Source organism: Adonisia turfae CCMR0081 (genome assembly GCF_011009555.1).
Classification (GTDB): domain Bacteria; phylum Cyanobacteriota; class Cyanobacteriia; order Phormidesmidales; family Phormidesmidaceae; genus Leptothoe; species Leptothoe turfae.
The window spans coordinates 1057256-1082929 of the sequence record NZ_QXHD01000004.1; the positions used below are offsets into that span (position 1 = coordinate 1057256).

The 25674-nt window shown below is 47.9% G+C and carries 23 protein-coding genes; 11 read left to right on the forward strand and 12 right to left on the reverse strand.

Annotated elements, in window-relative coordinates; genetic code table 11:
• The first annotated feature begins 96 nt into the window (after nucleotides 1-96).
• Nucleotides 97-1533 (forward strand): sensor histidine kinase, encoded by a 1437-nt coding sequence (locus DXZ20_RS08770; RefSeq protein WP_163697670.1) that lies wholly within the window; start codon nucleotides 97-99, stop codon nucleotides 1531-1533.
• On the forward strand, nucleotides 1530-2222 hold the full coding sequence (locus DXZ20_RS08775) for a response regulator transcription factor (RefSeq protein WP_163697672.1): 693 nt from the start codon (nucleotides 1530-1532) through the stop codon (nucleotides 2220-2222). Before DXZ20_RS08770 ends, DXZ20_RS08775 begins: the two co-directional genes overlap by 4 nt.
• Before the next feature lie 96 nt (nucleotides 2223-2318).
• Here the strand turns inward: DXZ20_RS08775 and DXZ20_RS08780 are convergent, their stop codons facing one another.
• The 5 genes from DXZ20_RS08780 to pgl form a co-directional block, all read right to left on the reverse strand.
• Nucleotides 2319-4127, reverse strand: coding sequence for an ABC transporter transmembrane domain-containing protein (locus DXZ20_RS08780; protein WP_163664697.1), 1809 nt, complete (start codon nucleotides 4125-4127; stop codon nucleotides 2319-2321).
• 185 nt (nucleotides 4128-4312) lie between these two features.
• Nucleotides 4313-5014, reverse strand: coding sequence for a lecithin retinol acyltransferase family protein (locus DXZ20_RS08785; RefSeq protein ID WP_163664695.1), 702 nt, complete (start codon nucleotides 5012-5014; stop codon nucleotides 4313-4315).
• Between the two features lie 47 nt (nucleotides 5015-5061).
• The gene (locus DXZ20_RS08790; protein WP_163664693.1) at nucleotides 5062-5520 is read right to left on the reverse strand and encodes an FHA domain-containing protein; all 459 of its coding nucleotides are present in this window, start codon (nucleotides 5518-5520) and stop codon (nucleotides 5062-5064) included.
• Between the two features lie 83 nt (nucleotides 5521-5603).
• The gene (locus DXZ20_RS08795; protein WP_163664691.1) at nucleotides 5604-6359 is read right to left on the reverse strand and encodes a double zinc ribbon and FHA domain-containing protein; all 756 of its coding nucleotides are present in this window, start codon (nucleotides 6357-6359) and stop codon (nucleotides 5604-5606) included.
• Between the two features lie 183 nt (nucleotides 6360-6542).
• Nucleotides 6543-7304 carry a 6-phosphogluconolactonase gene (pgl, locus tag DXZ20_RS08800; protein ID WP_250565686.1) on the reverse strand — a complete coding sequence of 254 codons (762 nt, stop codon included), beginning with the start codon at nucleotides 7302-7304 and terminating at the stop codon, nucleotides 6543-6545.
• Nucleotides 7305-7522: 218 nt separating this feature from the next.
• On the opposite strand from pgl, the gene DXZ20_RS08805 reads away from it, so the two are divergent.
• The 4 genes from DXZ20_RS08805 (at nucleotide 7523) to DXZ20_RS08820 (ending at nucleotide 12115) form a co-directional block, all read left to right on the forward strand.
• Nucleotides 7523-8257 carry a glycosyltransferase gene (locus DXZ20_RS08805; protein ID WP_163664689.1) on the forward strand — a complete coding sequence of 245 codons (735 nt, stop codon included), beginning with the start codon at nucleotides 7523-7525 and terminating at the stop codon, nucleotides 8255-8257.
• Between the two features lie 14 nt (nucleotides 8258-8271).
• On the forward strand, nucleotides 8272-9141 hold the full coding sequence (gene recO, locus DXZ20_RS08810) for a DNA repair protein RecO (RefSeq protein ID WP_163664687.1): 870 nt from the start codon (nucleotides 8272-8274) through the stop codon (nucleotides 9139-9141).
• Nucleotides 9131-10627 carry an MFS transporter gene (locus tag DXZ20_RS08815; protein ID WP_163703445.1) on the forward strand — a complete coding sequence of 499 codons (1497 nt, stop codon included), beginning with the start codon at nucleotides 9131-9133 and terminating at the stop codon, nucleotides 10625-10627. Before recO ends, DXZ20_RS08815 begins: the two co-directional genes overlap by 11 nt.
• Before the next feature lie 327 nt (nucleotides 10628-10954).
• Nucleotides 10955-12115 carry a glycosyltransferase family 4 protein gene (locus DXZ20_RS08820; RefSeq protein WP_163664685.1) on the forward strand — a complete coding sequence of 387 codons (1161 nt, stop codon included), beginning with the start codon at nucleotides 10955-10957 and terminating at the stop codon, nucleotides 12113-12115.
• Between the two features lie 68 nt (nucleotides 12116-12183).
• Here DXZ20_RS08820 and DXZ20_RS08825 read toward each other — a convergent pair whose 3' ends face one another.
• From DXZ20_RS08825 to DXZ20_RS08855, 7 genes are all read right to left on the reverse strand, one after another.
• Entirely contained in the window at nucleotides 12184-12780 is a 597-nt protein-coding gene (locus tag DXZ20_RS08825; RefSeq protein WP_250564947.1) for a TIGR04282 family arsenosugar biosynthesis glycosyltransferase, read from the reverse strand.
• Between the two features lie 154 nt (nucleotides 12781-12934).
• Nucleotides 12935-13780, reverse strand: coding sequence for a DUF547 domain-containing protein (locus DXZ20_RS08830; protein ID WP_163697675.1), 846 nt, complete (start codon nucleotides 13778-13780; stop codon nucleotides 12935-12937).
• Between the two features lie 78 nt (nucleotides 13781-13858).
• Nucleotides 13859-15904, reverse strand: a complete 2046-nt coding sequence (locus tag DXZ20_RS08835) for a glycosyltransferase family 2 protein (protein WP_163697677.1) — start codon at nucleotides 15902-15904, stop codon at nucleotides 13859-13861.
• Nucleotides 15905-16246: 342 nt separating this feature from the next.
• Nucleotides 16247-16549 (reverse strand): DUF2973 domain-containing protein, encoded by a 303-nt coding sequence (locus DXZ20_RS08840; RefSeq protein WP_163697679.1) that lies wholly within the window; start codon nucleotides 16547-16549, stop codon nucleotides 16247-16249.
• Nucleotides 16550-16566: 17 nt separating this feature from the next.
• Complete coding sequence (locus DXZ20_RS08845) at nucleotides 16567-16914, reverse strand: DUF2605 domain-containing protein (protein WP_163664675.1); 348 nt, start codon at nucleotides 16912-16914, stop codon at nucleotides 16567-16569.
• A gap of 196 nt (nucleotides 16915-17110) precedes the next feature.
• Complete coding sequence (locus DXZ20_RS08850; RefSeq protein ID WP_006518167.1) at nucleotides 17111-17380, reverse strand: TIGR02450 family Trp-rich protein; 270 nt, start codon at nucleotides 17378-17380, stop codon at nucleotides 17111-17113.
• Between the two features lie 60 nt (nucleotides 17381-17440).
• Complete coding sequence (locus DXZ20_RS08855; RefSeq protein WP_163697681.1) at nucleotides 17441-17869, reverse strand: hypothetical protein; 429 nt, start codon at nucleotides 17867-17869, stop codon at nucleotides 17441-17443.
• A 133-nt stretch (nucleotides 17870-18002) separates the two neighbouring features.
• Here DXZ20_RS08855 and DXZ20_RS08860 point away from each other — a divergent pair, with 133 nt between their 5' ends.
• From DXZ20_RS08860 to DXZ20_RS08880, 5 genes are all read left to right on the forward strand, one after another.
• Nucleotides 18003-19112 carry an ABC transporter ATP-binding protein gene (locus tag DXZ20_RS08860; RefSeq protein WP_163697683.1) on the forward strand — a complete coding sequence of 370 codons (1110 nt, stop codon included), beginning with the start codon at nucleotides 18003-18005 and terminating at the stop codon, nucleotides 19110-19112.
• Between the two features lies 1 nt (nucleotide 19113).
• The gene (locus tag DXZ20_RS08865; RefSeq protein WP_036021651.1) at nucleotides 19114-19914 is read left to right on the forward strand and encodes an ABC transporter permease; all 801 of its coding nucleotides are present in this window, start codon (nucleotides 19114-19116) and stop codon (nucleotides 19912-19914) included.
• Nucleotides 19915-20053: 139 nt separating this feature from the next.
• Nucleotides 20054-21925, forward strand: coding sequence for a GldG family protein (locus tag DXZ20_RS08870; protein WP_163697685.1), 1872 nt, complete (start codon nucleotides 20054-20056; stop codon nucleotides 21923-21925).
• 12 nt (nucleotides 21926-21937) lie between these two features.
• Nucleotides 21938-22579 (forward strand): DUF4340 domain-containing protein, encoded by a 642-nt coding sequence (locus tag DXZ20_RS08875; protein ID WP_163660706.1) that lies wholly within the window; start codon nucleotides 21938-21940, stop codon nucleotides 22577-22579.
• 852 nt (nucleotides 22580-23431) lie between these two features.
• The gene (locus DXZ20_RS08880; protein WP_163660704.1) at nucleotides 23432-25657 is read left to right on the forward strand and encodes a GumC family protein; all 2226 of its coding nucleotides are present in this window, start codon (nucleotides 23432-23434) and stop codon (nucleotides 25655-25657) included.
• The last annotated feature ends 17 nt before the right edge of the window (nucleotides 25658-25674 follow it).

Below are 25674 nucleotides of genomic sequence, written 5' to 3' on the forward strand. Positions count from 1 at the left end.
AGATTTAGGCCACTTCTCTTTTAAGATACGTCAGCTATCATAAGCGCGCCATTTAGATTAGGATCGGTGTTAAACAGTCTTAAGTAAGGCATTTTTATGGCCTGGCGCTGGCATAGACTTCTTTCTAGTGTGCGAACTCAGATTATTTTCTGGCTTGCAGCATTAATTTCTCTGTCAATTGTGATATCGATAGTCACCATTAGACAAATATTATCAGCACAGATGTTGGAGCGCATTCATCGCTCACTCGATCAAGAAATTGAAGAAATTCAACGCCTTGTTGATGGCAGAGATCCATTGACCGGAAAACCCTTCGGAGACGATGTAGCGGCTATTTTTGACGTATTTTTGTCACGTAACGTCCCTGAAAATGATGAATACCTGATCGCTTTTCTGAATGGAGAATTGTACAAATCTAGCCCCATTGCATTACCAGAAAATCTACAAGAGAATGATGCATTTCTCACCTCTATTGCACAGTTAGAGAGCCCCCATCACAATCGAAACCTCGATACATCAGGCAACATCATTTATTCGGCTCATCCCATTCAACCTCCCGGCAACAATCGAGGTGTCTTTATTGTTGCTTACTCTCGCAAGAACTTGCAATCAGAAATTGATCAGGCTGTTTTAGTCGCTACTTGGGTGATTGGTATCGTCTTTTTAATCGCCCTTGTTTTAGCTTGGGGTGTCATTGGACGAGTGGTTTCACCACTAAAACTGTTGACTGAGACAGCCCGTTCTATCCACGATTTAGACCATACTCCCAAACATTCTATCCCTGTAAAAGGTCCCGATGAAATTTCTGAGCTGACCATAACCTTCAACAAGATGCTGGATAGGCTCCATGCCTCATTTGCCAGCCAGCGAGAGTTCATTAATGATGCCAGTCACGAATTTCAGACACCCATCACTGTGATTCGGGGCCATCTTGAAGTACTAGGTCAGTCTCTAGGTCAACATGACGACACCCTAGATTTGTTAAAGGATGAGCTCAACCGCATGAGTCGTCTGGTCGACGATCTATTATTACTAGCCCGCGCCGAGCGGCCTGACTTTTTGAACCTGGAGCTCGTTGATGTTCATCGGCTGACTGAAGAATTGTTCGCTAAAGCTCAAGCCTTAGCAGCGCGCAACTGGCAGCTCACATCAAAAGCGTCGATTCGCATTGTGGGCGATCGCTATCGGATTATCCAGGCAGTCATGAATCTGCTGCAAAACGCAGCGGAGCATACCGATGAAATGGGCATGATTACCCTCAGCTCTAAACGAGTACCCACAGGGGTGTGTTTTACAGTCTGTGACACAGGCACAGGTATTTCACCTGAGCATCAAGAACGCGTCATGCAACGCTTTTCTCGTGTTGAAACCACTCGATCCAAGTCCAAAGGAGCTGGATTAGGGCTCTCGATTGTTAAAGCCATTGCCGAAGCCCACGGTGGACATGTAGCTCTCTCTAGCAAACTGGGGCAGGGCTGCCAATTCAACATCATTTTCCCCTTAGACCCTCCTTACGAAGCTAAAACACCATGACTCGAATCTTGATTGCTGAAGATGAGCCCCGTATTGCAGCCTTTCTGGCAAAAGCACTACAGGCCCATGGATTTGTTACTCTGGTTGCCGAAACAGGTCAACAAGCCATTGACCTGGCTTGTGACAACCCAACTGAACTATTAATTTTGGATTTGGGTTTACCCGAAAAACGGGGAATTCAAGTAATTGAGGAGCTAAGAGGACGGGGAGCACAGTTTCCCATCATTGTGCTTACCGTTATTCAAGATGTGCAGGATAAAGTGACTGCGCTCGAAGCTGGAGCCGATGATTATGTAACCAAACCGTTTTCACCCCAGGAGTTAATTGCTCGTATTCGAGTGCAGTTACGCAATCAGCGGTTACCCGCCCCTTCTGAAATGCTAATCTTACGTGTAGGTCACCTGACGTTGGATTTACGTCAGCGCACCGCTCGATACCACAACAAAGCTGTTGAGCTATCGACGCGTGAGTTTACTCTTCTGGAAATGTTGGCACAACAACCTGATCGAGTTTGGAGTCGCCAAGAATTACTCAATCAGGTCTGGGGATATGATTATGATCCCGGCTCTAACATTGTTGATGTTTACGTAGGTCACCTGCGCCGCAAGCTGGGCAAGGGTCTTATTAAAACGGTACGGGGGGCGGGCTACCGATTACAATCGGACGCTAGCCATCCAACACCGTTCTAGGGTCAGCCACTCAAACTATGGCCATTGTGAGACACTGAACGTACGCCAGCGAACCTGTCGCGCACGTTCACGGTTAATATCAGTCACTAGCTATTGTTATTCCAACAGCTCCCCCGTTTCCTGTAGCTGGTGCAAACGCTGATATAGACCGCCTTGGGTCAATAGCTCATCGTGACTGCCAACCTCACTAATGCTGCCCTGGTCTAGCACCACAATCTGGTCGGCCTCACGAACGGTGCTCAGCCGGTGGGCAATAATGATCAGCGTACGGGTCCCAAATAGCGATCGCATCGCCACCTGAATCGCCCGTTCCGACTCATAATCCAAACTAGACGTGGCCTCATCAAACACCAGCACATCAGGATCCATAATCAACGCCCGCGCAATCCCAATGCGCTGACGCTGACCACCAGAAAGCCTGACACCGCGTTCACCCACAGTGGTCAGATAGCCATGGGGCATCTGCTGGATGAACGCATGGGCCTGGGCAATTTTGCAAGCGGCCTGCACCTGCTCCACAGTGGCGTCTGGATTACCATAGAGGAGATTTTCCATCAGGGTACCGTTGAAAACGTCGACCTCCTGGTGAACAATCGCCAGCCGCCGTCGATAGCCGGTAATGTCCAAACGACGCAGGTCTTGACCATCCATTAAAATGGCCCCATTGTTGGGCTCAAAATAACGGAAGAGTAGCTTTACCAACGTCGATTTACCTGAGCCTGATCGACCAACTAATGCCACCGTCTGACGGGGTTGAATCAACAGCTCAATATTGTTGAGCACAGGCTTATCAGGTACATAACCAAAGGTGAGCTGATGAAAATGCACCTTGCCCGTAAACCGATAGTCAGGCACATCATCGGTCAGCTGACCTGCATCCATCCCCGGTGGCAGCGCAACAAACTCCTGAAACCGAGCCATAGCACCATACCGGCGGACAAACATTTCCGCCAGGTTACAGATAGGATCCACCTCGGCGTACGCCATACTGGACAGGGTAAGAATAGTCACAAAGTGCCCCAGGGAAATACTCCCCCGCATAGTGGCCCAAAGCGTTAGGGCGAGAACAGCAAAGGTACAAGTCTGCACAATAGTGCGCTGAAGGGCACTGAGCTTGACGTAACCCAAATGGATGCGGTAGTCGACCACCTTAAATTCTCGGTCCAAACGTTGCTGCTGACGTTTAAGCTCTCGACGTTCTGCTGCGAATGCCTTGACCGTTTTGATATTGGTGATAATCTCCGAGGTACGACTCTCGGTATTTTCTATGTATTTATCAATTTTCTCCTCTTGATAAGACAAGCCCACGAGCCGCGAGAAACTATAGCCAATAATCAATAAAAAGGAACACAGAACAACCAGAGCAATCGGCCAATCAATACAGGCAATCACCACAAAAATGCCTAACACCCGAAAAATCTTAGGAATAAACTGGCCAACAATTTCCGGGTAGGTCCATGTGTAATTAGCCAACCCCTTAGCCACTCGCGCAGCAATGCGGCCAGGGTTGTTTTCATCGTAAAATTCCAGTGGCAGCGTTAGAATTTTCTCTAGAGAGCGCTGTGACTTATCCCGTCGGGCACGCAAAGCCGTATCCCAATTAAACCAGGGGCCAATCCAGGGCTGAATTGGGGCACGACCAACGGAAAGTAGCCCCACCAACCCCAACAAAACCAGCAGAGAAAAGGTAGGGCTTATGGGTTGTTGCAACAACCGACCCATAATGGCAATAAAACGCTCTAACGGCCTATCAAGAGGCTGCTGAGAGAGAATATTGAGAATTTGGCCAATGGCATAGGGCACAAAGAGATCCAGAATTTCAAAGGCCCCCATAGCAGCGGCATTAAACGCTGTAATCAGCCAATATTGGCGGTAGTACTGAAGGATAGTGAATAGCTTACCCACGGGATGCCTCCTGATGTCATCCGCGAAATGACCTTGTATTACAAACAGACTACAATCGTACTTCGCGATTTAAGAATCGACAAGATGATCAAACGGTTGATCAAAATAGACCGGGCTAGAGGTCGTCACAGACCAGCCTCTAACCACGGTCTCTACTTGTATCTTAGTATTTCTACAGAAAACAGTTAGTACGGGGACGTAGCTTCCTCACTTAGGCGTTCTAGCGCCAGCATTTGGTCAGTTTGAATGGAAATTTGCAAATCAGAAAGAGATTGTAGCTGTTCTTGAATGGATTCAGCTTTTTTCTGGGCATCACGGCGTTTATAGAGGGCTGCGCGCGCTAGATCTTCACGCCCTCTGCCCAGGGCTGCCTCAGCCACTCGTTTCCACTGAGCGCTATCGGCTTGGGCTTGTTCGTAGTCGGGAAGGAGAGTATGAGTTGCGATCGCAATATTCCCCAAGGCCTTTTCAAACAAATCTAAAATCGCCTGCGGGCTTTCTTGCTGAGCGGCTTGTCGAGTTAGCCCACTGGGTACCTTCAGCTGATCCAATCGCAGACCAAATTCATTGAGCTGAGGGCTCACATTGTCGCCATGTTTACACCAATTGGCAAAATGCTCACAGTTATTAAAAAACAGATTGTAACGCTGCTCTCCAAGACGACTTTCAGCGCGACTAATCACCACATCTGGAATAAATGATACGGGCGGGTTGAGCGTAAACACCGGGTTACCCCGAGTAAACGCATCAATACTGGTACGTGTGACGGTCGCCGTACCCACCTTGCGATAGTGAATAATGGTTCCATCACCACAATGAATACCGTGATGCTGGTAAGGAATGCCCATCACATCCCGCATCACATAGACCTGATCACCTCTTTCCATAGGCAAGTTAGTTAAGAAAGACCGTCATTATCTACAGAATTTGAAGTTCAAGTTTTACCACCGGACGGCGATGTCCTATCACGAATGTCAGTTTTGACAACATCCAGATCAGTCCTCACAGGTTGATCCGATGCACCTTGACCAAATTGGTGATGTTTGCGGCGAGCCAATAACTCCTTAATAGAAGCAACCGAAGATTTTTCAGGCTGATCAATAGTGATTTGTAGATTGGGCCCAGATCGTGCCAACCTGACCACTAGACCATTTTCTGCCGTTACATTTTGAATGCGCTTGCCATCCAGATAGGTTCCATTAGTACCTATGCTCTGGATTGCCCAACCAGCAACCCCTCTATGTATCTCTAGATGATGTCGAGACACAACAGCACTGTAAAGAACAACATCATTATCAGTAGAACGGCCAATGCGAATGACGTCTTGCTCCTCAAAGGACCAGTTCTGTATGGGGGTTTTATTGAGCGGGTGAAGTAACGATAAGGTAATCACGTTAATACATCGAAGGGCAATGTAACACAAATGACAGGGCAAAAGCAGCAACTAAACTAGGAACTCGATACCTTTGCTAATTCTCATGCGAGTTGAAAAATAAAGCTCACCTTATCACCTTTTCCAAGGGCAATGCGATCGCCAGGGCGCAAACGATGACGATTGCCTACAGCAAGCGGTAGATTATTAATGTACGTACCATTGGAACTGCCAACATCCTCAATATAGTAGACATCGCCCTCAATACGGATATTGGCATGAACACGAGACACAATTTCCGATTCTGGAAAACCCGATACATCTAAATCTGGTGGGATGCGATCGTTGGGTTTACCCATGTGAATCAGATCTAAACCGAGCGGCAGCTCCAAAATCGTATCGGTTTGAATATGTAGCAACCTGGCAGTCTGGATCTGGATCTGTGTTTGGGGAGTTGTCACACTCGCCATTGGCTGTGTAGTTGGCGGTTCGCTAACAATGTCAACAGCTGTTGGAATAGTTTCTGGAACTGGATCCGCAGGCAGCGGCGGTGGTGGAGCCACAGATAAGGGATCTGGTGGTACCAGGGGATCAGGCTCAATCAAATCTGACGATGACCCAACCGGTAAGGGAGTCGGTGGGTCATCTGTGGAAACCGGTTCAGCCGGTGCTGAAGGCTCCGCCACTGGCACAGCCTGATTAGCTAGGCTATGACCGCATTGACCGCAAAAACTCGCATCTGCCTGAACCGTTGCTCCACAATTTGAGCATGTGAGCAATTCTGGGAGTGGCGTGTAACATGCTTCACACTGAGAAGCTCCTTCTGGGTTTTGGTAGTTACAATTTGGGCAAATAATCATAGCGGTCTGGTTTGCGCTCTAGCCATGTATAAACTACACGGTTTCGACGATTTTCTGATGATGCTTTGGTAGAAATATAGGCAATCTTTGCCTTTGCTCCGTATTCTTAGTTTAGATAAGCTTTCAGGAGACAGAGGGGCATTCCCCCTGGAGGTAATACACATCCAGGGCAGGACCAGCAGTTTAATGCAATGTGCGCTCTATCGATGCAGGTAATCCTGCGCTCGCATCTTGATCCAATAGCCATCTCAGCTCACCCGTTGGCGAAACCAACCGAGCAGGATAGGTAGCGCTATTGGCAGTGGGCGCAAACACCTGAGATAAGGCTGTTTGCTTGTTAGCACCAGCCACTAAAAACATCACATGGCGAGCCTGATTAATCACGGGCGCAGTCAATGTAATTCTGGGTTGATCGGCTTTTTGGCCCACGGTTACCCAGCGTTCAGTTTCATTCAAAGCCTCTGTATGGGGAAACAGCGAGGCTGTGTGACCATCGTCGCCCATGCCCAATAAGATGATGTCAAAGGCGGGAATTTCAGTAGTATCAAAACTTGTCGCTAACGCCTGCTGGTATTGGTCGGCACTACTGTTAGGGGAATCCGTCTCTGTCGGCACTGTAAAAATATTCTCAGCAGGAATCGCCACGTGGTTCAGCCAAGCTTCGTAGGTCATCTTGGCATTGCTATCGGCATGGGTGGCTGGCACATAACGCTCATCCCCCCAGTAAATATAGAGCTGTTCCCAGGGCAAATCGGTTTGGGCCAGGGCCTGGTACAAGGGCTTGGGTGTACTGCCCCCTGACAGAGCAATTGAGCAGCGGCCACGGGTTGCGATCGCATCACGAATCAGCTCTATCACCTGGTCAGTCGCTGCCGCCACAAGCGCAGCCTTATCAACGTATACATGAACCTGAGGCATGGCCAAAGAGGATGGAGCGACAGTCATAGGTCGTCAGAATTAAAACTCATTTCCCTGAACGCTAACTCAGCTTATGGGGAGTCTTCGCTACTCTTAATAGACTTTGTATTATTCTGAGCAGTCGTACCACTAACCAAGATGTGCCCCTAAGAGTGACAACGCCCAACTTGGACTTGAGTAGGTCTAATACATCGCTCACTGAGGTCCTACCATCAGAGTTAACCATGCCGGGAGAGACATAGGTAGTGAGTTTAATTTCTGTTGTTTTGCCTTGCCTCAATGAAATCAGACATGGCTATTTGCCACGCATTCTGGATAACCTCGCTCAGCAATCTGGGGAGAAGCAGCTAATCATCGTCATGAGCCCGAGCATAGACGGCACCTATGACGTGATTACCCAACATCCAGCAGCAGATCAATTTAAGCTGATTGATTCTGACGCCACCAATCGTGCCCAGCGGCTGACCGTTGGGATTGAAGCCAGCCAGGGAGACATTGTCCTGCTGCATCATCCGGCCACGTTGCTCCCACCCGATGCCCTCTCTCAAGTCAGAGGGCTCATGGCAAACACCATGCTCACCTGGGGAGGGTTCCGCCACAGCTTTGACTTCGACCATTGGCTGCTGCGGTTTACCTCCTGGTACTCGACGACCCAACGGCCACGCTTTAGCCGGATTCTCTATCTAGATCACTGCATCTTTGCCCGAAGAGAGGCCCTTATGGCCATTGGCGGTGTGCCTGACATGGACATTTTTGAAGATACCGCCCTCAGCCATGCCCTGGGTAAGTTTGGTCCACCTTGTATCGCTCCAGGCACCATCGTTACCTCGGCCCGCCGGTTTAGAGAACGAGGAATCTATAAGCATGCTGCCTTAAATCAGCTTCTAAAGCTGATGTATCACGCCAAGCTAGATCCTAAAAAAATGAACTGGCTATACGAAGGGAACAGCCAAATTAACGTAAACTACGACGAAAAGTAAGTCGTGAGTGCTTAATGTCCCGCACCTATAAAGCCACTGGTATCAACCTTAAAGCTGCTCCGATGGGTGAGACCGATCGGTTGATCACTATTTTGACTAAAGAACATGGGCTGCTGCGTGCGATCGCACCTGGAGCCCGCAAGCATAAGTCTCGTCTAGGAGGTCGCAGTGGTCTTTTTGTGGTGAATGAGCTGATGTTGTCCAAAGGGAAATCTCTGGACAAAATGATTCAAGCTCAAACTCAGCAGTCATTTCCAGGGTTAAGTCAAGATCTGGTACGGCTAACAGCGGGACAGTATCTTGCAGAATTGGTGCTATGTGAAGCCAGCGAACAACCTCAAGCAGAGCTGTTTGCGCTACTGGTTGCCCATTTAGAACGGTTAGAGACTGCTCCATCAGGAGCTGTGCTGGCTTGTTTGGCCCACGGGACCTTTCACATTTTGGCCCTTGCCGGAATCGCCCCAGAATTACGCCACTGCTGCCTGAGTCGCACCCCCATCAAGCCCCAGCTGGGGAGCCAATGGCAGGTGGGGTTTAGCATTTCTGCAGGTGGGGTGATCACCCTAGAGCAACTAGAGCGACTAGAAAATAATGCTGGACCCATGGATTATGAAGCTGGGCGTCGCAAACGTATCTATGGTTCATTAACAACGACCATTGGAGCCCCAGAATTAGCACTTTTGCAACAATTAGGGCAAGCAGAACTTGTGTTCACCCAGGATAGTTCTTTACCATCTATAGAAGGAGTTGGTACAGCCCCCCATAGTTTGTGGCGTCGTGTTGAACGTCTGCTGAGAAACTATGCTCAGTTTCATTTTGATCGCCCCATTCGATCGGCTGCACTACTCGATAGCTGCTTTGCTTCACCTGTTTATGCTTCGTGAGTCAGACCCAAGTGCATCTAAGATTTCTGACGGTTCTGGCTACCAGCCAGGCCTGGATGAGGCTGGGTTGACCGAGAGATCACCGGCTTCAGAGCATGGGCATCCAGACACTCTAACGGCAGACAATCGATTACCAGCTGTATCAGCAGCAGTGGACAAAGATACTTCAAACACTGGTGCTACTGGACCACAAACTGGCTTTTGGCCAGTGCTACAGAACCGTAATTTTCTCACGCTTTGGTGTGGTCAAGTTTTTTCGCAACTGGCCGATAAGGTGTACCTGGTTCTAATGATTGCCATCATTGCCAGTCAGTATGAAGTACCGGGTCAAACCATCAGTGGTTGGGTATCGGCTGTGATGATCGCATTTACGATTCCAGCGGTCCTATTTGGCTCATTGGCCGGGGTCTATGTAGATCGCTGGCTGAAGCGGCCAGTCTTAGTGCTGACTAATTTGCTGCGAGGAACCTTAGTCATTTTGTTGCCCTTAGGACTATGGCTAAGCCATGACTGGGGCACGATAGCAGGTATCCCCGTAAGCTTTTGCCTGCTGTTAGTGGTCACCTTTTTGGTGTCGACGCTCACCCAGTTTTTTGCCCCAGCAGAACAGTCTGCCATTCCGCTAATTGTGGACGAGCGCCATCTGCTATCGGCAAATTCCCTCTATACCACCACCATGATGGCATCGGTGATTATTGGATTTGCGGTGGGGGAGCCGCTGCTTGCGATCGCAGATAAACTCCTTGCCTCTTTTGATGGCAACAGCGGCATTGGCAAAGACATCTTAGTCGGGCTGAGCTACTGCCTGGCTGGCGTCATCCTGATGCTGATGCGTACCGGCGAATCTTCCGAGAATCTCACCAAAGACAGCCATGTCCTGACCGATATCAAAGAGGGTTTGCGCTACATCAAACAGCGCCCTCCCATTCGTAACGCCATTATTCAGCTGGTGCTACTATTCTCTGTATTTGCAGCACTGGCAGTGCTAGCGGTGCGTCTAGCTGAAGTTATCCCTGCGCTCAAATCGTCCCAATTTGGCGTGTTACTAGCCTCAGGCGGCGTCGGTATGGGCATAGGCGCAGCCCTGATTGGTCACGCGGGTCATCGCTTTGCGCGACGTCAGCTGAGTCTGGTGGGTCTATTGGGCATGGGAGCTGCCCTAGGGGGTCTTTCGATGACAATTCATAGCCTGTGGGGTAGCCTAGCGCTGATCGCCATACTGGGCATTTTTGCAGCCACGGTTGGTATCCCCATGCAAACCACAGTGCAAGAGCAAACCCCTGAAGATATGCGCGGTAAAGTTTTTGGACTACAAAACAACCTTGTCAACATTGCCTTGAGCTTACCCTTGGCCTTAGCAGGCGTCGCAGAAGCGTTTCTAGGGTTACGTTTAGTACTGTTGAGTCTCGCAGCCATCGTCATTCTAGGCGGTATCTTCACCCAAACTGTTTTCACTGTCCCAGCAGAAACCTCCTCCCCACCCTAGAACCAGGACAAAACTAGAGTCCTCAAGCTCCGATCAGGGCTATCAGCATGGTTAACTACTCCCCATCGTCCCTTCTCCAATCCCCATCGATTCCCAAATTCCAATCTCTCTGAGCAGTCATTACCAAGGAAATCCTAAAATCCTGATAAAGTCATATAAAGCATTCGTACGGTTGCTTAAGCAGCATTAAGTTACGTTACTTAAACAGTTGCTTGAGTAAACAAGGGTTCCTAGGGGCGTCTTGCCAAGCGGTTGAATTCGCAAAGCCGTTCATGTCTGCTTTTGAAAACGCCCTTTTATAAATGTCTGATTTATAGACCCGTTTAGATGCACATTGCATGGATTGGTAAAAAGTCTCCATTTTGTGGAAATGTCACCTATGGTCGAGAGATTACAAATGCTCTACTAGATCGTGGTTATCGAGTGACATTTCTCCACTTTGCTACCGATGCAGAGTCAGAAGGTGAGCACGTTGGCTATGAAGAGGTTTCATTACCCTTTATTTTCAAATCGCAGATCCTCATTATTCCCAGCTTTCGTTCAGCACGCAGGCTGGCTGAGGTACTGGCAGAACTCAAGCCAGATCTAGTGCATGCATCGTTATCTCTATCACCTTTGGATTTTAAGCTACCGGAAATTTGCCACGAGCAGGGAATTCCGCTGGTAGCTACATTTCATCCTGCCTTTGATCGCAAACGCCGCAACCTGACGTCAGGAACTCAGCATTTTACCTATCAGCTGTATGCTCCTCGGCTGGCCAACTATGACCAGGTGATCGTTTTTTCTCGCATGCAGCAAGAACTCTTAGTCAAACTTGGAGTACCTGCAGAACGGGTAGCCGTTATTCCAAACGGTGTGGATATCTATCGGTATGCTCCTGGCCATTCCCGCATCAAACAAGAATTTAGGGCGGACCAAATCTATGTTTATCAGGGCCGACTGGCTATTGAGAAAAATGTAGAGTCGCTGCTCAAGGGTTGGAAACTGGCCAACATGAGAGGCAAGAACAAACTTATCATTGTCGGCAGTGGTCCCCTAGAAATGGCCTTAAAGACGGCTTACGGAGCCGATACTTCAGTCATTTGGCTAGGTTTCGTTGCCGATGAGAATCGCCGCATCGAAATTTTGCAAGGTGCGGATGCATTTATTTTGCCGTCCTTAATTGAAGGACTATCGTTATCGTTATTGGAGGCGATGGCCTGTGGTGCAGCCTGCATTGCTACTGATGCGGGGGCCGATGGCGAAGTGCTCGAAAACGGAGCAGGTATTGTGATTGATACTCAACGTGTAGCACAGCAGTTACAAACTATTTTGCCCTTACTGCGAAATCATCCTGAAATGCTTTCAATTTTGAGCAGCAAGGCTCGTCAGCGTGTTTTGGATCGCTATACCCTCAGCCAAAATATCACCCAGCTAGAAAATCTTTACGCTCGTATGGTGCCGAGCAAGGCCCGATATTACATCCCTAAACAGGTCAGCCGCATCTAATGAAATATCCATCGTAGGGACGTTCCAGGGAACGCCCCTACGAGGATTACCCTCCAATGGCACAACCCTTAAATATAAATGGGAATTTGATTGAGCAATTCCAAGTCTTCTGGGCGATCCACATCCCGCAGCTGCTCCAGGGTAACAACGGATAGGTTTAGATGATTTGCGATCGCAATCGTCCGCTCAAAGACCTCACCAGTGCCCCATGGAATATTCTCAAATAGTTGGAACTGGGGTCGATTTAACCCAATCAAGTAGTACCCCCCATCCGCCGCTGGCCCTAACACCACATCATGGGTTTTGAGCTGTTTAAACGCCTGCTCAAAATGGCGGGTACTCAGCTGAGGGCAGTCAGCCCCAATCGCAACCACAGCATCCCTGCCTGACCGAAAATTCTCTACAAATGCCTGGTGCAAGCGACTGCCTAAACCACCAGAAAACTGCGGCAGATAGGTAAACTGCCGCCCTAACCAGGCTTGCATCTGCGACAAACTACCGCCAGAAAAATGGATTTGCCGATCAATATCTGGACGCAGAGCAGCCATTTCATTGGCCATGGATGCCGTCATCCATCGCTGGAGTTCAGCCGCCTGCGCCGCACCTAAATAGGGAATCAGCCGGGTTTTAGTATTGCCAGCTTCGGGGTACCGTGTGAACAACATCAGACAAGCACTCGTATGCACGATGTCACCCCTCATTGTTTTGATGTTTGTTTAATGCCGTTGCTGATCTGCCATGGGCATCGATCAATAGCAGGCAGAATCTACCCAAACGCTACAGATAAAATCACATTGAGGATCAGCAACACCTGCTTTACTATGGCTGGTTGTTGAGAGTCCAATCGTAGTCGAAATAACTAACCTGATAATCACCAGCTTCCAAATAAGCCCGATCCTCATCACTAACGTACTGGCTAATAAAGTTCAGAACAGCTCGCTCTTCTTTGCTGCCGGTAAAGCCACTGTCTACACCATAGCTAGGGATCCAATCGCCGCCAAACCAACTGAAAATTTTAGACACCTTGACTTCGCCAGCTGCTTTATCGATTTTGAGGCCGTCAGGTCTTGCTAGCCATTGCTCTACTTGTTCATCCAGCTGAGCGTCAAGGTTTTCGCCGGTAAAGGCTTCGTTACGCAACGGGGGGCAGCTAATGGCAGCACAGACAATGGCCGCATGGAGTCGAGGTTCATCAAAGTCAACCCTCAGAACATCATGCTCAATGTTGTTTAACGTCTTTTCTTTTTCATTAATCGGATGCTTACGCAGACGCCACACCCCTGTAATATCTTTAATACTAGGCTTTAGAGGAGTTTGGTCAACAATCGATTTTAGTGTTAGAGAGTTATAAGCATTTATCCAAAAAGCAATTTGTTCTTCCTCACTCCAGCTGCTCAAAGTGGCATCATCCACAGTGGCTAAACCATTGTTGAATGTATCCAACGCCTGTCGAGATTGTTGCAAATCAGCATAGTTGACCCAGCCAGAGTCGTCCACATAGGTACTCAGTACATCATCGTAAAGGGTGTAATCGACCCCCTGGGCAGACGCAATTTCTACCTGGGCTGAAGATGGGTCAGCGGTTGTAGTCACAGCACTCGTGGAGCAACCAACTAAACCAATGGAGCAAGTCAGAAAAAGGGCGGATAAATGCTTACGTTTCATAACTATTCTTGAATGAGGAGTCAGCGAGCAGTCACTTGCAATCTCTCATTGCCAACTGAACAAATCCTGAGAAGTGCATTAAGTTCTGTTCAATTTTGGTGTCAGCGCCAGTTGCGGCCACGTTACCTTAGCACTACTCCAGGCAACTCCTAGAACAAACGGCCACCACAATATATGACGCTGAGCTTCTGGCAAAATCCAGCTATGGTCTCCTGCAGCTGACATATATAGCAAGGTGAAATACACGTAGGCAGAAAGACTGATGAGCCGAATGCCCAGGTTGCGACTCAATACCAAAAAGGGCATCAGCCAGCTGAGATACCAGAAATGTACGATGGGCGAAATCACCATCAGGCCAATCAGGTACCACTCTGTAAACTTGTGAAATGTGGTCGCTCTCAGCAGCAGCCACACGATCACTAAGGCCAATGGAAAAGCATAGAGCCAGTTGGCCCAGCGCGAGGGTGCCCACAGTTGTTCCACAATGTAAGGAATAAGCTCTGCACAACGGCCCGTGACCACAAACGAAGAGCCGAATCTGACGAGGGGACAGGATGTGGGGCTACAGAAAGGAATAGCCGCCAGAATCACAGGCAGCAGGCCGGTAACACCACTTAGCAAGGCAATACCGATACGGCCTCGACGTAGAGCATGCCACACCAAAAAAGCCAGTACGGGCAGTGAAATCCACTTAACAGCAATGCTAATGCCCACAAATAAAGCACTGCCCAAATAGGTGAAGAGTGGCAGGGAACTGGATTTTTCAGGTTGATGGCTGGGGCGGTCAAACCACAGCCAGGCCATCACCAACGGCAGGACAAACCAACTGTCATAGTGCCCACCACCGGCAAAGCTATAGAGCACCAGTGGATTCCAGGCATAGAGCAGTGTGGCTCGATAACCAAACCGCCGACTCAGCAACCAACACACTGCCAGATCTGCTGCTGCAAACGCCGCTTTAAACAGCGGTACCGATAGCCAAATACTGGCCAGGGTGCGAAACCCAAACTGGGTTACCGGTGGATAAATGGCTGAGGCATAGGGGTGATTAATTTGGTCCCACCATTGCGTACGTAGATGCTCCAGCACATCAGCCGTCGGCGCAAAGTCATAGGGACTAAATCCTTGGAGCTGAACGTAGCCCTCCCACAGATAACGCCAGATATCATTACCGGGATACATAGCCAAGAGCAACAGCCGAGTAACAATGGCCACGCTCCAAAACCACACACCTGAAATACTACGCACCCCCCAGGCCAGAACAAAGCCTGCCGCCATAATGGCGCTACCAATCCAAAATTGGATCACCGAGGATGGCTCACTAAAGGCACCATGGGGCAATGTGTAAACGGCGCCAGCAACCAGCAACAGGGCACTCATCCACAGTAAACCAGGGGCATTAGCTTGGGCCGATTCTTGATCACTGCCTCGCCACAGATTCTGCCAATATAAACTCGCCAGCGTGGACAAAATAATGGTTCCGGCTTTGAAGCTACCGGACACAGTGCCTGAAATTTTGGACTGACCGCCCTGACGGGGCAGATAATTGACGGGTAGCTCACGGATACGTAGGTTACACTCTACTGCTCGGGCCTGCATCTCTACGGTCCAGCCAAAGTTGCGATCGCACATCCCAATCTGTTCTAGAGATGTCTTCCGCACCAATCGCAGCGGCCCCAAATCATGAAAACGATAGCCCCACCCCCAAGCAATGAGCGTACCGGATAACCCATTACCAAAGTTTTGTACTGGACTCAGTTGCTGACGCCCAGATTCCGTGCCCCGACGGTTCCCCAAAATCAGGTCATAGCTCTCTCGCTGAGCAAAGAACTCTGGCAGCTGGCTTACATCATCACTACCGTCAGCGTCACAAAACAAAATCCACTCGATACCTTCAGGGACTGACTGCAATCCTCGCCAGCAAGCTTGCCCATAACCTTTCAGGTGTTCCTGGACAACATCAGCCCCCACCTGAGCAGCTACGTCCGCAGTGCCATCTTGACTACCATTATCCACCACACGAATGTGGGATAATCCTTGGTTACGCAAGGATTTAACTACATTGCCAATCGTGGTGGATTCATTCAGCGCTGGAATAATGACTAATGTATTCTCTAAATCCATAGGATGCCATGGGACAATATCAGCTCCAATTAAATAGGTTTTGGCTGAAATTCAGCTGAGCTAAGCCCAAGGAAATATTCAGATTTAAAGGTGAGCGGATCTTCGTACAGGTTTATAACTATGTTGAACGTGAAATGATGCCAATCCCATAGGGGCACTCCCTTATAGGCTTTGCCCTTCTAATACCGGGTGCTATCAGTCAAGATTTCGCATCAGAAACATAAGAAATACCCCTGAAAGTAACCCTGTTAGAGATACAAAAAGAGCTTAGAGCACAGTAAAGTCATTTACAAACTTCGCCATGCTCTAACTCTTTAAGAATGTCCATTGCCCTAAAGGAAACTAATCGTCCTTTGTCTCATCCAAAGGATTGCCACCACCAGATGAATCGTAAATCGCATCTAGTTGCTCACGGGCATCTTTGATGGATATGGAGCGCATGACTAGCAGAGGCTCATCCAACACATTGCCATCGCTGTCCAACAGCTCAGGATGAGGCACGCGACGTTGACTGGACTTTGATTCAGCCGTATTACCACTCACCCGTCGGGTTTCGATACCCAAGCTAATGAGATTGCGGGCCAAGTTGACAATTGCCAATACGGCCAGGATAGTAAAAGCGAAGATATAGAGTAAATGCAGCATAGGGAAAAGCGATTGCGCTAATTATCCTCTTTAGGTTTGCTGGGGGCCGCTTGGGCTTGCTGCTGTCGAAAGCGGATACCCACATTCCAACATTCATGAACTAACTGATGCCAAGACATCACAACAGCCATATCTACACCTGCCTGGTTGCCTATAGCCTGAGATAGTGACTGGGATGCACTCACCAGTTGTTGAGCTCGACGCACCCGATTGAGTAAATCCTGTTGCCCATGCTCGCCTAGGAAATCGATAGTCTCAGATTCCAATAAATTAATGGAACGACTAAACCAATGCTGAAAATCATCCAACAGTGGCTGTAAAATCGCCTTCATTAATTCAGGTTCGGGAGCGTTGGAGCTGTACATCAATCGCACTTAAGCTAAATAATTCCAAAAGGCCCATGTAACTATTTCAAGAAACACAAACTGTTACTAGCTTAAACAGAACCTTTAATGAATGCCACTCAACATATGTCCAAACAAGCAATGGACAAATGCAATGCACCTTCTGTAAAGATTATTACTCAATTAATATACTAGCGTTCTTTCTCCAGAAGAATGGTTAAGATATGCCATCGATTTTGTTTTGCCCGCCAGTTATTTGATCCAGAGTTTGCCATCCTGAGCTCCACAGCTGTCGATTCTTGAGCACGTTGGCATTAATCCAAAATCGAACCGCTGGATCACAAGATGCCACTAGCTCTGCAAAAACGAGCTTGCCCTCATTTTTACGATTTGTGACTTGAAAATGCCGCCAACCCATGGTGCGCTGCTGGGCCGTCCATTTTGACCCAAGGAGATGGGGAAATTTTTGTTTCTTAGGTTTAGCCATCTTTAGATAATGAGCACAGGTTGAATGTAAAGGAGGAAAGAAACCCAATTACGCACAACTTTACAGCTTTTGCTTCAGGCCACGAATATGGACAGCTCGGCTAGTGATATAAGCTGTTTTGCCATCCAATCGGATATAGATTTTTCCCGATAGTAACCCCCGTATATTGTTACGGGCATACATTACAAGGTCAGTCGGCAAGCTATCGTCTTCCACACGACTGTAGCCCAGCTCAGTCAAAGGTTGTTCAATCTGATTAAGAAATACTTTATGTCCCTTAATTGACTGTTTGAGGGTGATGGAGCGATTAAAGTACAGTCCCAGTCCACCGCCCACCAGCCCCATAACTAAACCCAGCTGATTCGGTACAACACTCATTGGGCTGAGGTTAAGTACCAGACTAGCTAAGACAATCGTAATCAGGGTGGTGGTGCCAAAGTAATAGAGAAAAGTCAGAGAATTCTCAGGGCCTAGGTTATTACTGGTCATGGTGGACTGCTGCATTCTTTCCGTATAGGGTTGCACAATTTTGCAGCAACCGTTATGAAATTCAGTGGCAGAATGGTCAAGCGAGATCAATCGCCTTTGATTTGATATTCGGCTTAGTTCTATTGGGTGAACCATGATTGAGGTAGAGCAGCTTAGCAAAGCCTACGGCTCGACCATTGCGATTAGTGATGTGTCCTTCAAAGTAGAGCCTGGAGAAATCTTAGGTTTTTTAGGCCCTAATGGGGCCGGGAAAACCACAACCATGCGCATATTGGCAGGGTATTTACCAGCCACCAGTGGAACAGCCCGTATTGCTAACCACGAGGTGCACACTGATTCGATGGCGGTCAGGCAAAACATTGGCTATTTGCCTGAGACGCCACCGCTGTACCCAGATATGACCGTGGAGGCGTTTCTGTATTTTGTAGCTCGAATTAAAGGCGTGCCCCTTGAAGATCGGGACAAGCAGGTGGCCTCGGCAATGGAGAGATGCAATCTCAGCGAGAAGAAGAAGGTCTTAATTCGCAAACTTTCCAAAGGGTTTCGTCAGCGGGTGGGCATTGCCCAAGCCATCGTCCACGATCCACCGGTCATTATTTTGGATGAGCCCACCGTAGGTCTCGATCCCAAACAGATTATTGATGTCCGCAATCTGATTAAAAGTCTGGCAGGACAACATACCATCATTCTTTCAACGCACATCTTGCCTGAGGTGAGTATGACGTGCGATCGCATCACTATTATCAACAAAGGCCGCATCGTTGCCACGGACACCCCAGACAATCTCACGGCCCGTCTGGCAGGTCAGCTAGGCTATGCCATTGAAGTGGCTGGTGACCCAGAGCAGGCTCAAGCCGTCCTGAACAAACTGCACCAGGTGGACTCTGTAAAATCGCTGTCGGATGAAGGCTTAGCGGACAACCACCATCGATTTCAGGTGATGGCAGCCACTGACCAAGATCCGGGCAGTGCGATCGCATGGGCTATCGTCAACGCCAACCTCGGTCTCTATGAACTATCCCGCAATCGCGTCAGCTTAGAAGACGTGTTTATCGGCTTAACAACTGAAGAAGCCACTGAGGCCGTTCCTGAATCTGCCCCTCAAGCAGACGCACCGCCTACAGATAATGCAGCCGATTCCAGCCCTGACGCGCCACCCCCCTCATCCCTAGAAGACAAAACTGACACATTAGCCCCAAATAGCCCAACAGATAGCCCATCGGACCCAGACAGCGATGAATAGCATTATTACCGTCATTAGCAATATCCTTGCCATCTACCGCCGAGAGCTACAAAGCTACTTTGCCTCACCGTTGGCCTACGGCGTCGCCACTATTTTTTGGTTACTGGCTGGTTTTTTATTAGTCATCCTGGTATTTGGCCCCCAGGGCGTTGTGGCCCAGGCAGCTTTTGCCGATCAGGCTGGACTACAGACCACACCTATCGATCTGCCCTATGAATTTATACAGCTTTATTTGGGACTTTTGGGCTCCCTAGCCTTGTTTATTCTGCCTGCCCTATCCATGGGGTTATACACAGAAGAACGCAAACAAGGCACCCTCGAGTTATTAGCCACTTCTCCAATTACCAACTGGGCCGTTGCCCTTGGCAAACTGCTAGGTGTGGTGACCTTCTTTTTCACCATGGTGTTACCGCTGCTCGTACTCGAAGCGTTAATCGTTGGAGCCTCTGATCCCCCCTTTGATATGCGGTTGCTATTTTTGGGCCATGGCGGCCTCATTTTGCTAGCTGCGGGGGTGCTTTCTCTGGGGATGTTTATCTCCTCGCTGACTGAAAGCACGGTGCTCGCAGCCATTTTAACGTTTGCCTTGATATTGGTCTTATTTTTAATTGAAGGCGTTGCCAGTGGGATACCAGGTCCTCTAGGTGAGGCGATCAGTCATCTCTCCCTGCTCACACATTACAACGACTTTATCCAAGGGGTTTTTGACATTAGCGGTCTCATACTCTTTCTCTCCTACAGTGTTTTAGGCTTGTTTTTAACCGCTCAATCCATTGAAGCATTTAGGTTTCAGAGAAACTAAAAAAGTTTTGAGGTTTAAGTTATTGGTTTTGAATTAGTTGCCTTTGGCTCAGTTAAACCTTGTAAAAGGACTGAAATTCAAACCTTAAAGTTCAAAACTCTTTACCTTCATTCTGTTTTTCTCCTTTTGCCCCTCACTTATGAAAGCGCTATCTACCTCTCGTAAATATCTTCGCTGGCTGCTATGGCCCGGATTAGCCTTAACCACGGCAGGCCTGGTTGCTGGGTTTATAGATACCTGGAGCATTCTACCCATCGTTCTTCTGATTGTGGGTTTAGTGCTGACCCTGATCAGTTTGGTTTTGGGAGGTTTTGGCTACCGTAGCTTCTGGCAAAGCCGCTCTACCCAGGCTGGAACCAACGCATTGTTGGCCACAGTCTCAGTATTAGTAATCTTGGGCATTATTAACTTCTTAGCGGTGCAGTACGGGCCTCGCATTGACTTCACCGAAGGCGGACTATTTACTCTCTCGCCGGAATCAACGGCAGTCGTAAAAAATCTAAACCAGCCCGTTAAGGTCGTGATTTTTGACTCGACGTTAAATCCTAACGATAAGCAGCTCTTAGACAGTTATCGCCAGTTTAATGATCAGCTCACCTACGAGCACATTAATCCAATCCAAGACCCAGCAGCGGCCCGTGATTTTAATCTTAGTGGTGAAGGACGTGAGGTACACCTCGCTGTAGGCGATCAGAAAGTTTTTGTTCAACCCCTAGGAACACAAGGTTTAACAGAACAGGACTTGACCAATAAACTGGCCCAAATTAGTCGCGATCGCAATGCCATCGTGTACTTCCTTCAGGGTCATGAAGAATTTGTCATCGATGGCACAGCTACAGGCTATGCCCAGGCAGCCGCAGCCCTGGAGGCAGAAAATTTCACCGTTGAGACCCTGAACCTGGACCAAACAGCAACCGTACCTAGTGATGCAAATGCAGTCATCATTGCAGGCCCTCAGCAAGCCTTCTTTGAACCTGAGGTAGAAGCATTAGAAGCATATCTCAACTCAGGGGGGAGCATTCTACTCATGGTAGATCCCCAAATGGATCCAGAGCTAGACTCTCTATTAGAAGCTTGGGGGGTGTCCCTAGACGAACAACTCATTGTCGACACCTCCAACACTGGACAAATTGTTGGGCTAGGCCCAGCAGCCCCATTGGTAACCAACTATGGTGCTCATCCCATTACCGAAGCCTTTAACAATGGCCGCTCATTTTACCCCCTAGCTCGGCCAGTTCTGATCGAACCAGTAGCAGGGGTAGAAGCTACTCCCCTACTTCTCAGCAACGCCCAAAGCTATGCTGAACCTCTGTCAGAAACAGGAGAACTTAATGTTGACACCCAGGAAGCACCCGAGGGACCATTTAATATCGGTGTCGTCTTAACCCGAGAAGCCGACAAATCTAGTAATACGGTTTCGGAAGGGGTTTCAGAAGAGGTATCGGAAGAGGTATCAGAAGACATCTCAGAAGAAGATGCAGAGGAGATCTCCGAAGCGAGCAATGAAGAGATTCCAGAAGAAGACACCGAAGAAATCCCTACCAGTCAAATAGATGAAGAACAACAAGAGACCTCATCAGAACCGGAGGTAGAGCCAGCAGCAGATATAGAAGAGGCAGCGGCGGGAGAAGTCGACAATACACCAACAAAAGAAACACAAGAAACAGAAGAAGAAGATACATCTGAACAACAGCCTGAAGATGAGCCAGCAGACAGTAGCGAGCCCTCTGACGATGCAGAGCAAGAATCCCGCCTTGTTGTTATTGGTAATGCCACCTTCGCCACTGATGGCTTGTTTGACCAGCAACTAAACGGCGATGTCTTTCTCAACAGTGTCACCTGGCTGAGTGACTTAGATGATGCCATATTGTCAATTCGCCCAAAGGAAATCACCAACCGTCGCATCACAATGACGATATCTCGGCAAATCGTGGTTATTGTTTTAGCAATGCTGGTATTCCCCCTAGGTGGACTAGTTGGTGCAAGCATTGCTTGGTTCCGTCGTCGCTAAGGAGTTATTAAAATGAAGCTACAGCGTAGTACAGGAATATTAATAGGGGTTGCGATCGCACTTGTCGCCACCGTCACCATCCTTGAAATCCCCAAAGGGCCTCAAGCCAATAATGGTAATACCTTATACAGCTTCACTGAGACTGACGTCAGTGAATTCACCGTAGAACGAGACGACAACACGCTGTCCTTCATCAAGACTGATGATGCATGGCAAATGACTTCCCCTGAAAAAGCTTTAGCCGATCCATCATCAGTCGCTTTTTTACTCAATATCATTACGAGCGACACCATTAAAGAAACTATTTCCACCACTCCCGATCAGCTAGCCACCTACGGCTTAGATACACCTACGGCTAAAATTCAACTCATAGTTGATGAAGAAAGCTATACCTTAACCGTCGGCGATGAAGACTTTAGCAGTACGTCACTATATGTGATGACAGCCAATGACATCGCAGAATCAAATCCAGTTGACGTTCACCTCATTCCTAAAGGCTTAGAAAACGGTATCGAACGCCCAGTCAGCGACTGGCTTGCCAAAAATGATGATGCAGCCTCAGAGGCAACTACAGATGCTGAAACTACTAACGAGCCTGAAACATCAGATACATCCTCCACTACTGAGAACTCCGATGACGAGTCGGCACCGTAACTTTCAGTACTCCAGCTGTAAAAAATCAGCCTAGTGATAAATCACTTGAACTTTAAAGAAGCAGGAAAATCTAGTCAGGAACTATATCAGCATCTTTTGATTCATAACCTCTAGTCGGGTAGCATTGGTCTACATATACTTACGTATGTCTTAGACACGGGCTATTAGCGTACTGGGTCATCAGCCCAGAGTAACTTTGATCTCACCATCAAAATTGCAGTTTAATGTGGCAGTTTTTAAAACGTGTCAACTATCCACTGACATAGTTTAAGAATCGCCTAGCCTGACTTATATAGGGTGCTTACTAGTAGTGACTTCGCTTGTTGCAATTTGAGGAACATCACAATTTTCATACTCTAGATGCCAGTTAATTGTTGATTTCAGTCAGTTTACTGATTATTTAGCAAAAGTTCGTTAAACATTAGTGGAATGTTCTGATCTACAGCGTCCGACCGAGAAATACTGAGTCCTGGCTACGCTAATTTGCAGTGATCAAAATCGGTTTTGATACTGTGACCTGCTCCTAGGCTTTATCAGTTTTTTAGAAAATTGATGAGTGCCATGAAGTTCTGATGTCCCCACCGAATTCTCACGGTTAGTCACTGGTTCATTTGAAAAGATGGGCATAATTCTATTGAAGATATCTGGGAATAGTTGCTAGGTGTCTCTGGGGCCAATTTCGTATGGTTACAGCTAGTCAAGACCTCGATCTAGAACTTAGTCCTATCCTTTTTCTATCAATGGGATTGCTTGTTGAAATCTATATACCTTAAATTTCAGATTTAATCTCTGATATTGCTCAGTATTATTACCCTCTCCGTCCTACTTAGTTCCTTTCCCCAGTGAGGTTCAATGGCATCTCAAGATAACTCTGTTAAAGAGATAGAAATAGATTTACAGAAATATTGGCGAGTTCTAAAGCGTCGCTGGCTAATCGCTCTGACTGTTTTCGGTCTAACGACAACCGCAGCGGTTGGCGTTGGTATTACTCAAAAACCTGAGTATCAAGCCGAATCAAAACTTTTATTCGAGTTGTCAAACCAAGCGTCTGCTCTAGTTGGACTGGAGGGCGGTAACAGAGAACTCAGAGCACTTACTAATCTAGATAACCCCCTGGACACCCAAATTGAGGTTTTCCGTTCCATTCCCCTTGTCCAAAAAGTCATCGAAACATTAAAACTACAAGATGATGAGGGTGAGCTACTTCAGCCTGAAGACCTGCTAAAGAGCCTTACGGTCACTGGAGTTCCTGGAACAGATGTTCTAAAAGTTACATATACGTCTGAAGATCCAGAAATAGCAGCCACTGTTGTCAATACATTGGCAGATATCTACATTGAAAATGATATACAGACCAATCGCGCTGCGGCATTAGCAGCCCAAGAATTTATCACTGCACAACTGCCTGAATCTGAAGAAGCAGTTGAAGAGGCAGAGGCTTCACTACGACGCTTCAAAGAAGGCAACAATATCGTAGACCTTGAAGAAGAGTCCCGTAACCTGGTTGAGTCACTGTTTACACTGGACAACGCCTTAATTCAGCTAAAATCTCAGTTAGCTGATAGCTCAGCTCAGGCATCTCAACTACAGCAGAAGCTCAAACTTAGTTCTGATGAAGCATATGCTGTGGGGCTTGTCAGTGAATCACCTGGCATTCAGACCGTATTAGCACAACTACAAACTGTTCAGTCTGATTTAACGTTAGCCCGTACTCGTTACCGAGACGAACATCCTGAGATTATCACCCTACGCAATCAGGAGGCTGGGTTACAAGCACTACTTCAAGAGCGCCTTGATGTCACCCTTGGTGCCAATGAACTGAACTTGCCTTCAGATGATCTCCAATCGGGCCAGTTAGAACAAGATTTAATCGCCGAGTATTTACGCCTCGACGGAGCGACATCTGGTTTACAACAGCAAGTTGAAGAATTGACAACTGCTCGATTGGGTCAACAGAGTCGAGCTCGTGTTATTCCGGTTTTAGAGAAACAAGAGAGAGCATTAGATCGCCAACTTGCTGCAGCTCAGACCACCTATGAAACCTTGTTACAAAACCTCCAGCAAGCTCAGGTCTTAGAGAATCAAAATATTGGAAATGCTCGCATAGTTTCCCCAGCCTTAATACCTAACGAGCCCCTTGGACCCTCTCTGAAACTCTTTTTAATGACTGGCGGCTTTGCTGGTCTTCTTTTAGGGTTAATTACTGCCTTTATGGCCGATCTCCTGGACCAATCTGTGAAAACGGTTCAAGAAGGTCAAGAGTTGTACGAATATCCCCTCTTGGGTATCATCCCCGCCTGGAAGCGAGGCAATGCTAAGGGTTCGGATATTCCTAGCATATTAGTCAAGAATTCCGAATACAGCTCTATTCTGGATGCTTATCAAGCTCTACAAGCCAACCTTAAATTCTCCTGTGTTGATACCCACGTTAAGACAGTCACAGTTACAAGTGCAGTGGGTGGTGAAGGTAAATCAGAAGTTGCTGCCAACTTGGCCTTGACACTAGCTCATTTGGGCCACACTGTCTTGCTTGTTGATGCCGATCTACGTAAGCCAACACAACATCATATTTGGGATTTGCCCAATGTACAAGGTTTAAGTAATTTTGCTTCAGGGCAAGTTCCCCTTAAGGATGTCATTGTCTCTCAGGAGCCAAACTTACACATCTTGACAGCCGGAGTTATTCCGTTTAATCCTCTGGCAGTTTTGGAATCTCAGCTGATTACGTCCCTACTACAGGCAAGTGAAAAAGCATATGACTACATTATTATTGACAGCCCACCAATTTTAGGGCTAGTTGACGCGATCACCATCGGTCGGGCAACAGATGGCGTGCTGCTCGTCATGCGCCCTGGCATGGCCAATGCCGAAAACATTCGTGCAACGAAGACAATGTTGGCACAGTCAAAACAAAATGTGCTTGGTCTAGTTGCTAATGGCATTAACGTGAAAGGCAACACCGATCGTTATTTCTACAACAATCAGGACTATACACCTATTGAAAGGCAGGCCAATTTTGTCAATGTGCCGAATAGTCAAAGCGTTAGCGATCCTGCCAACGTAAACGGTCGACTCTAATTATTGGGCTAGGCCAG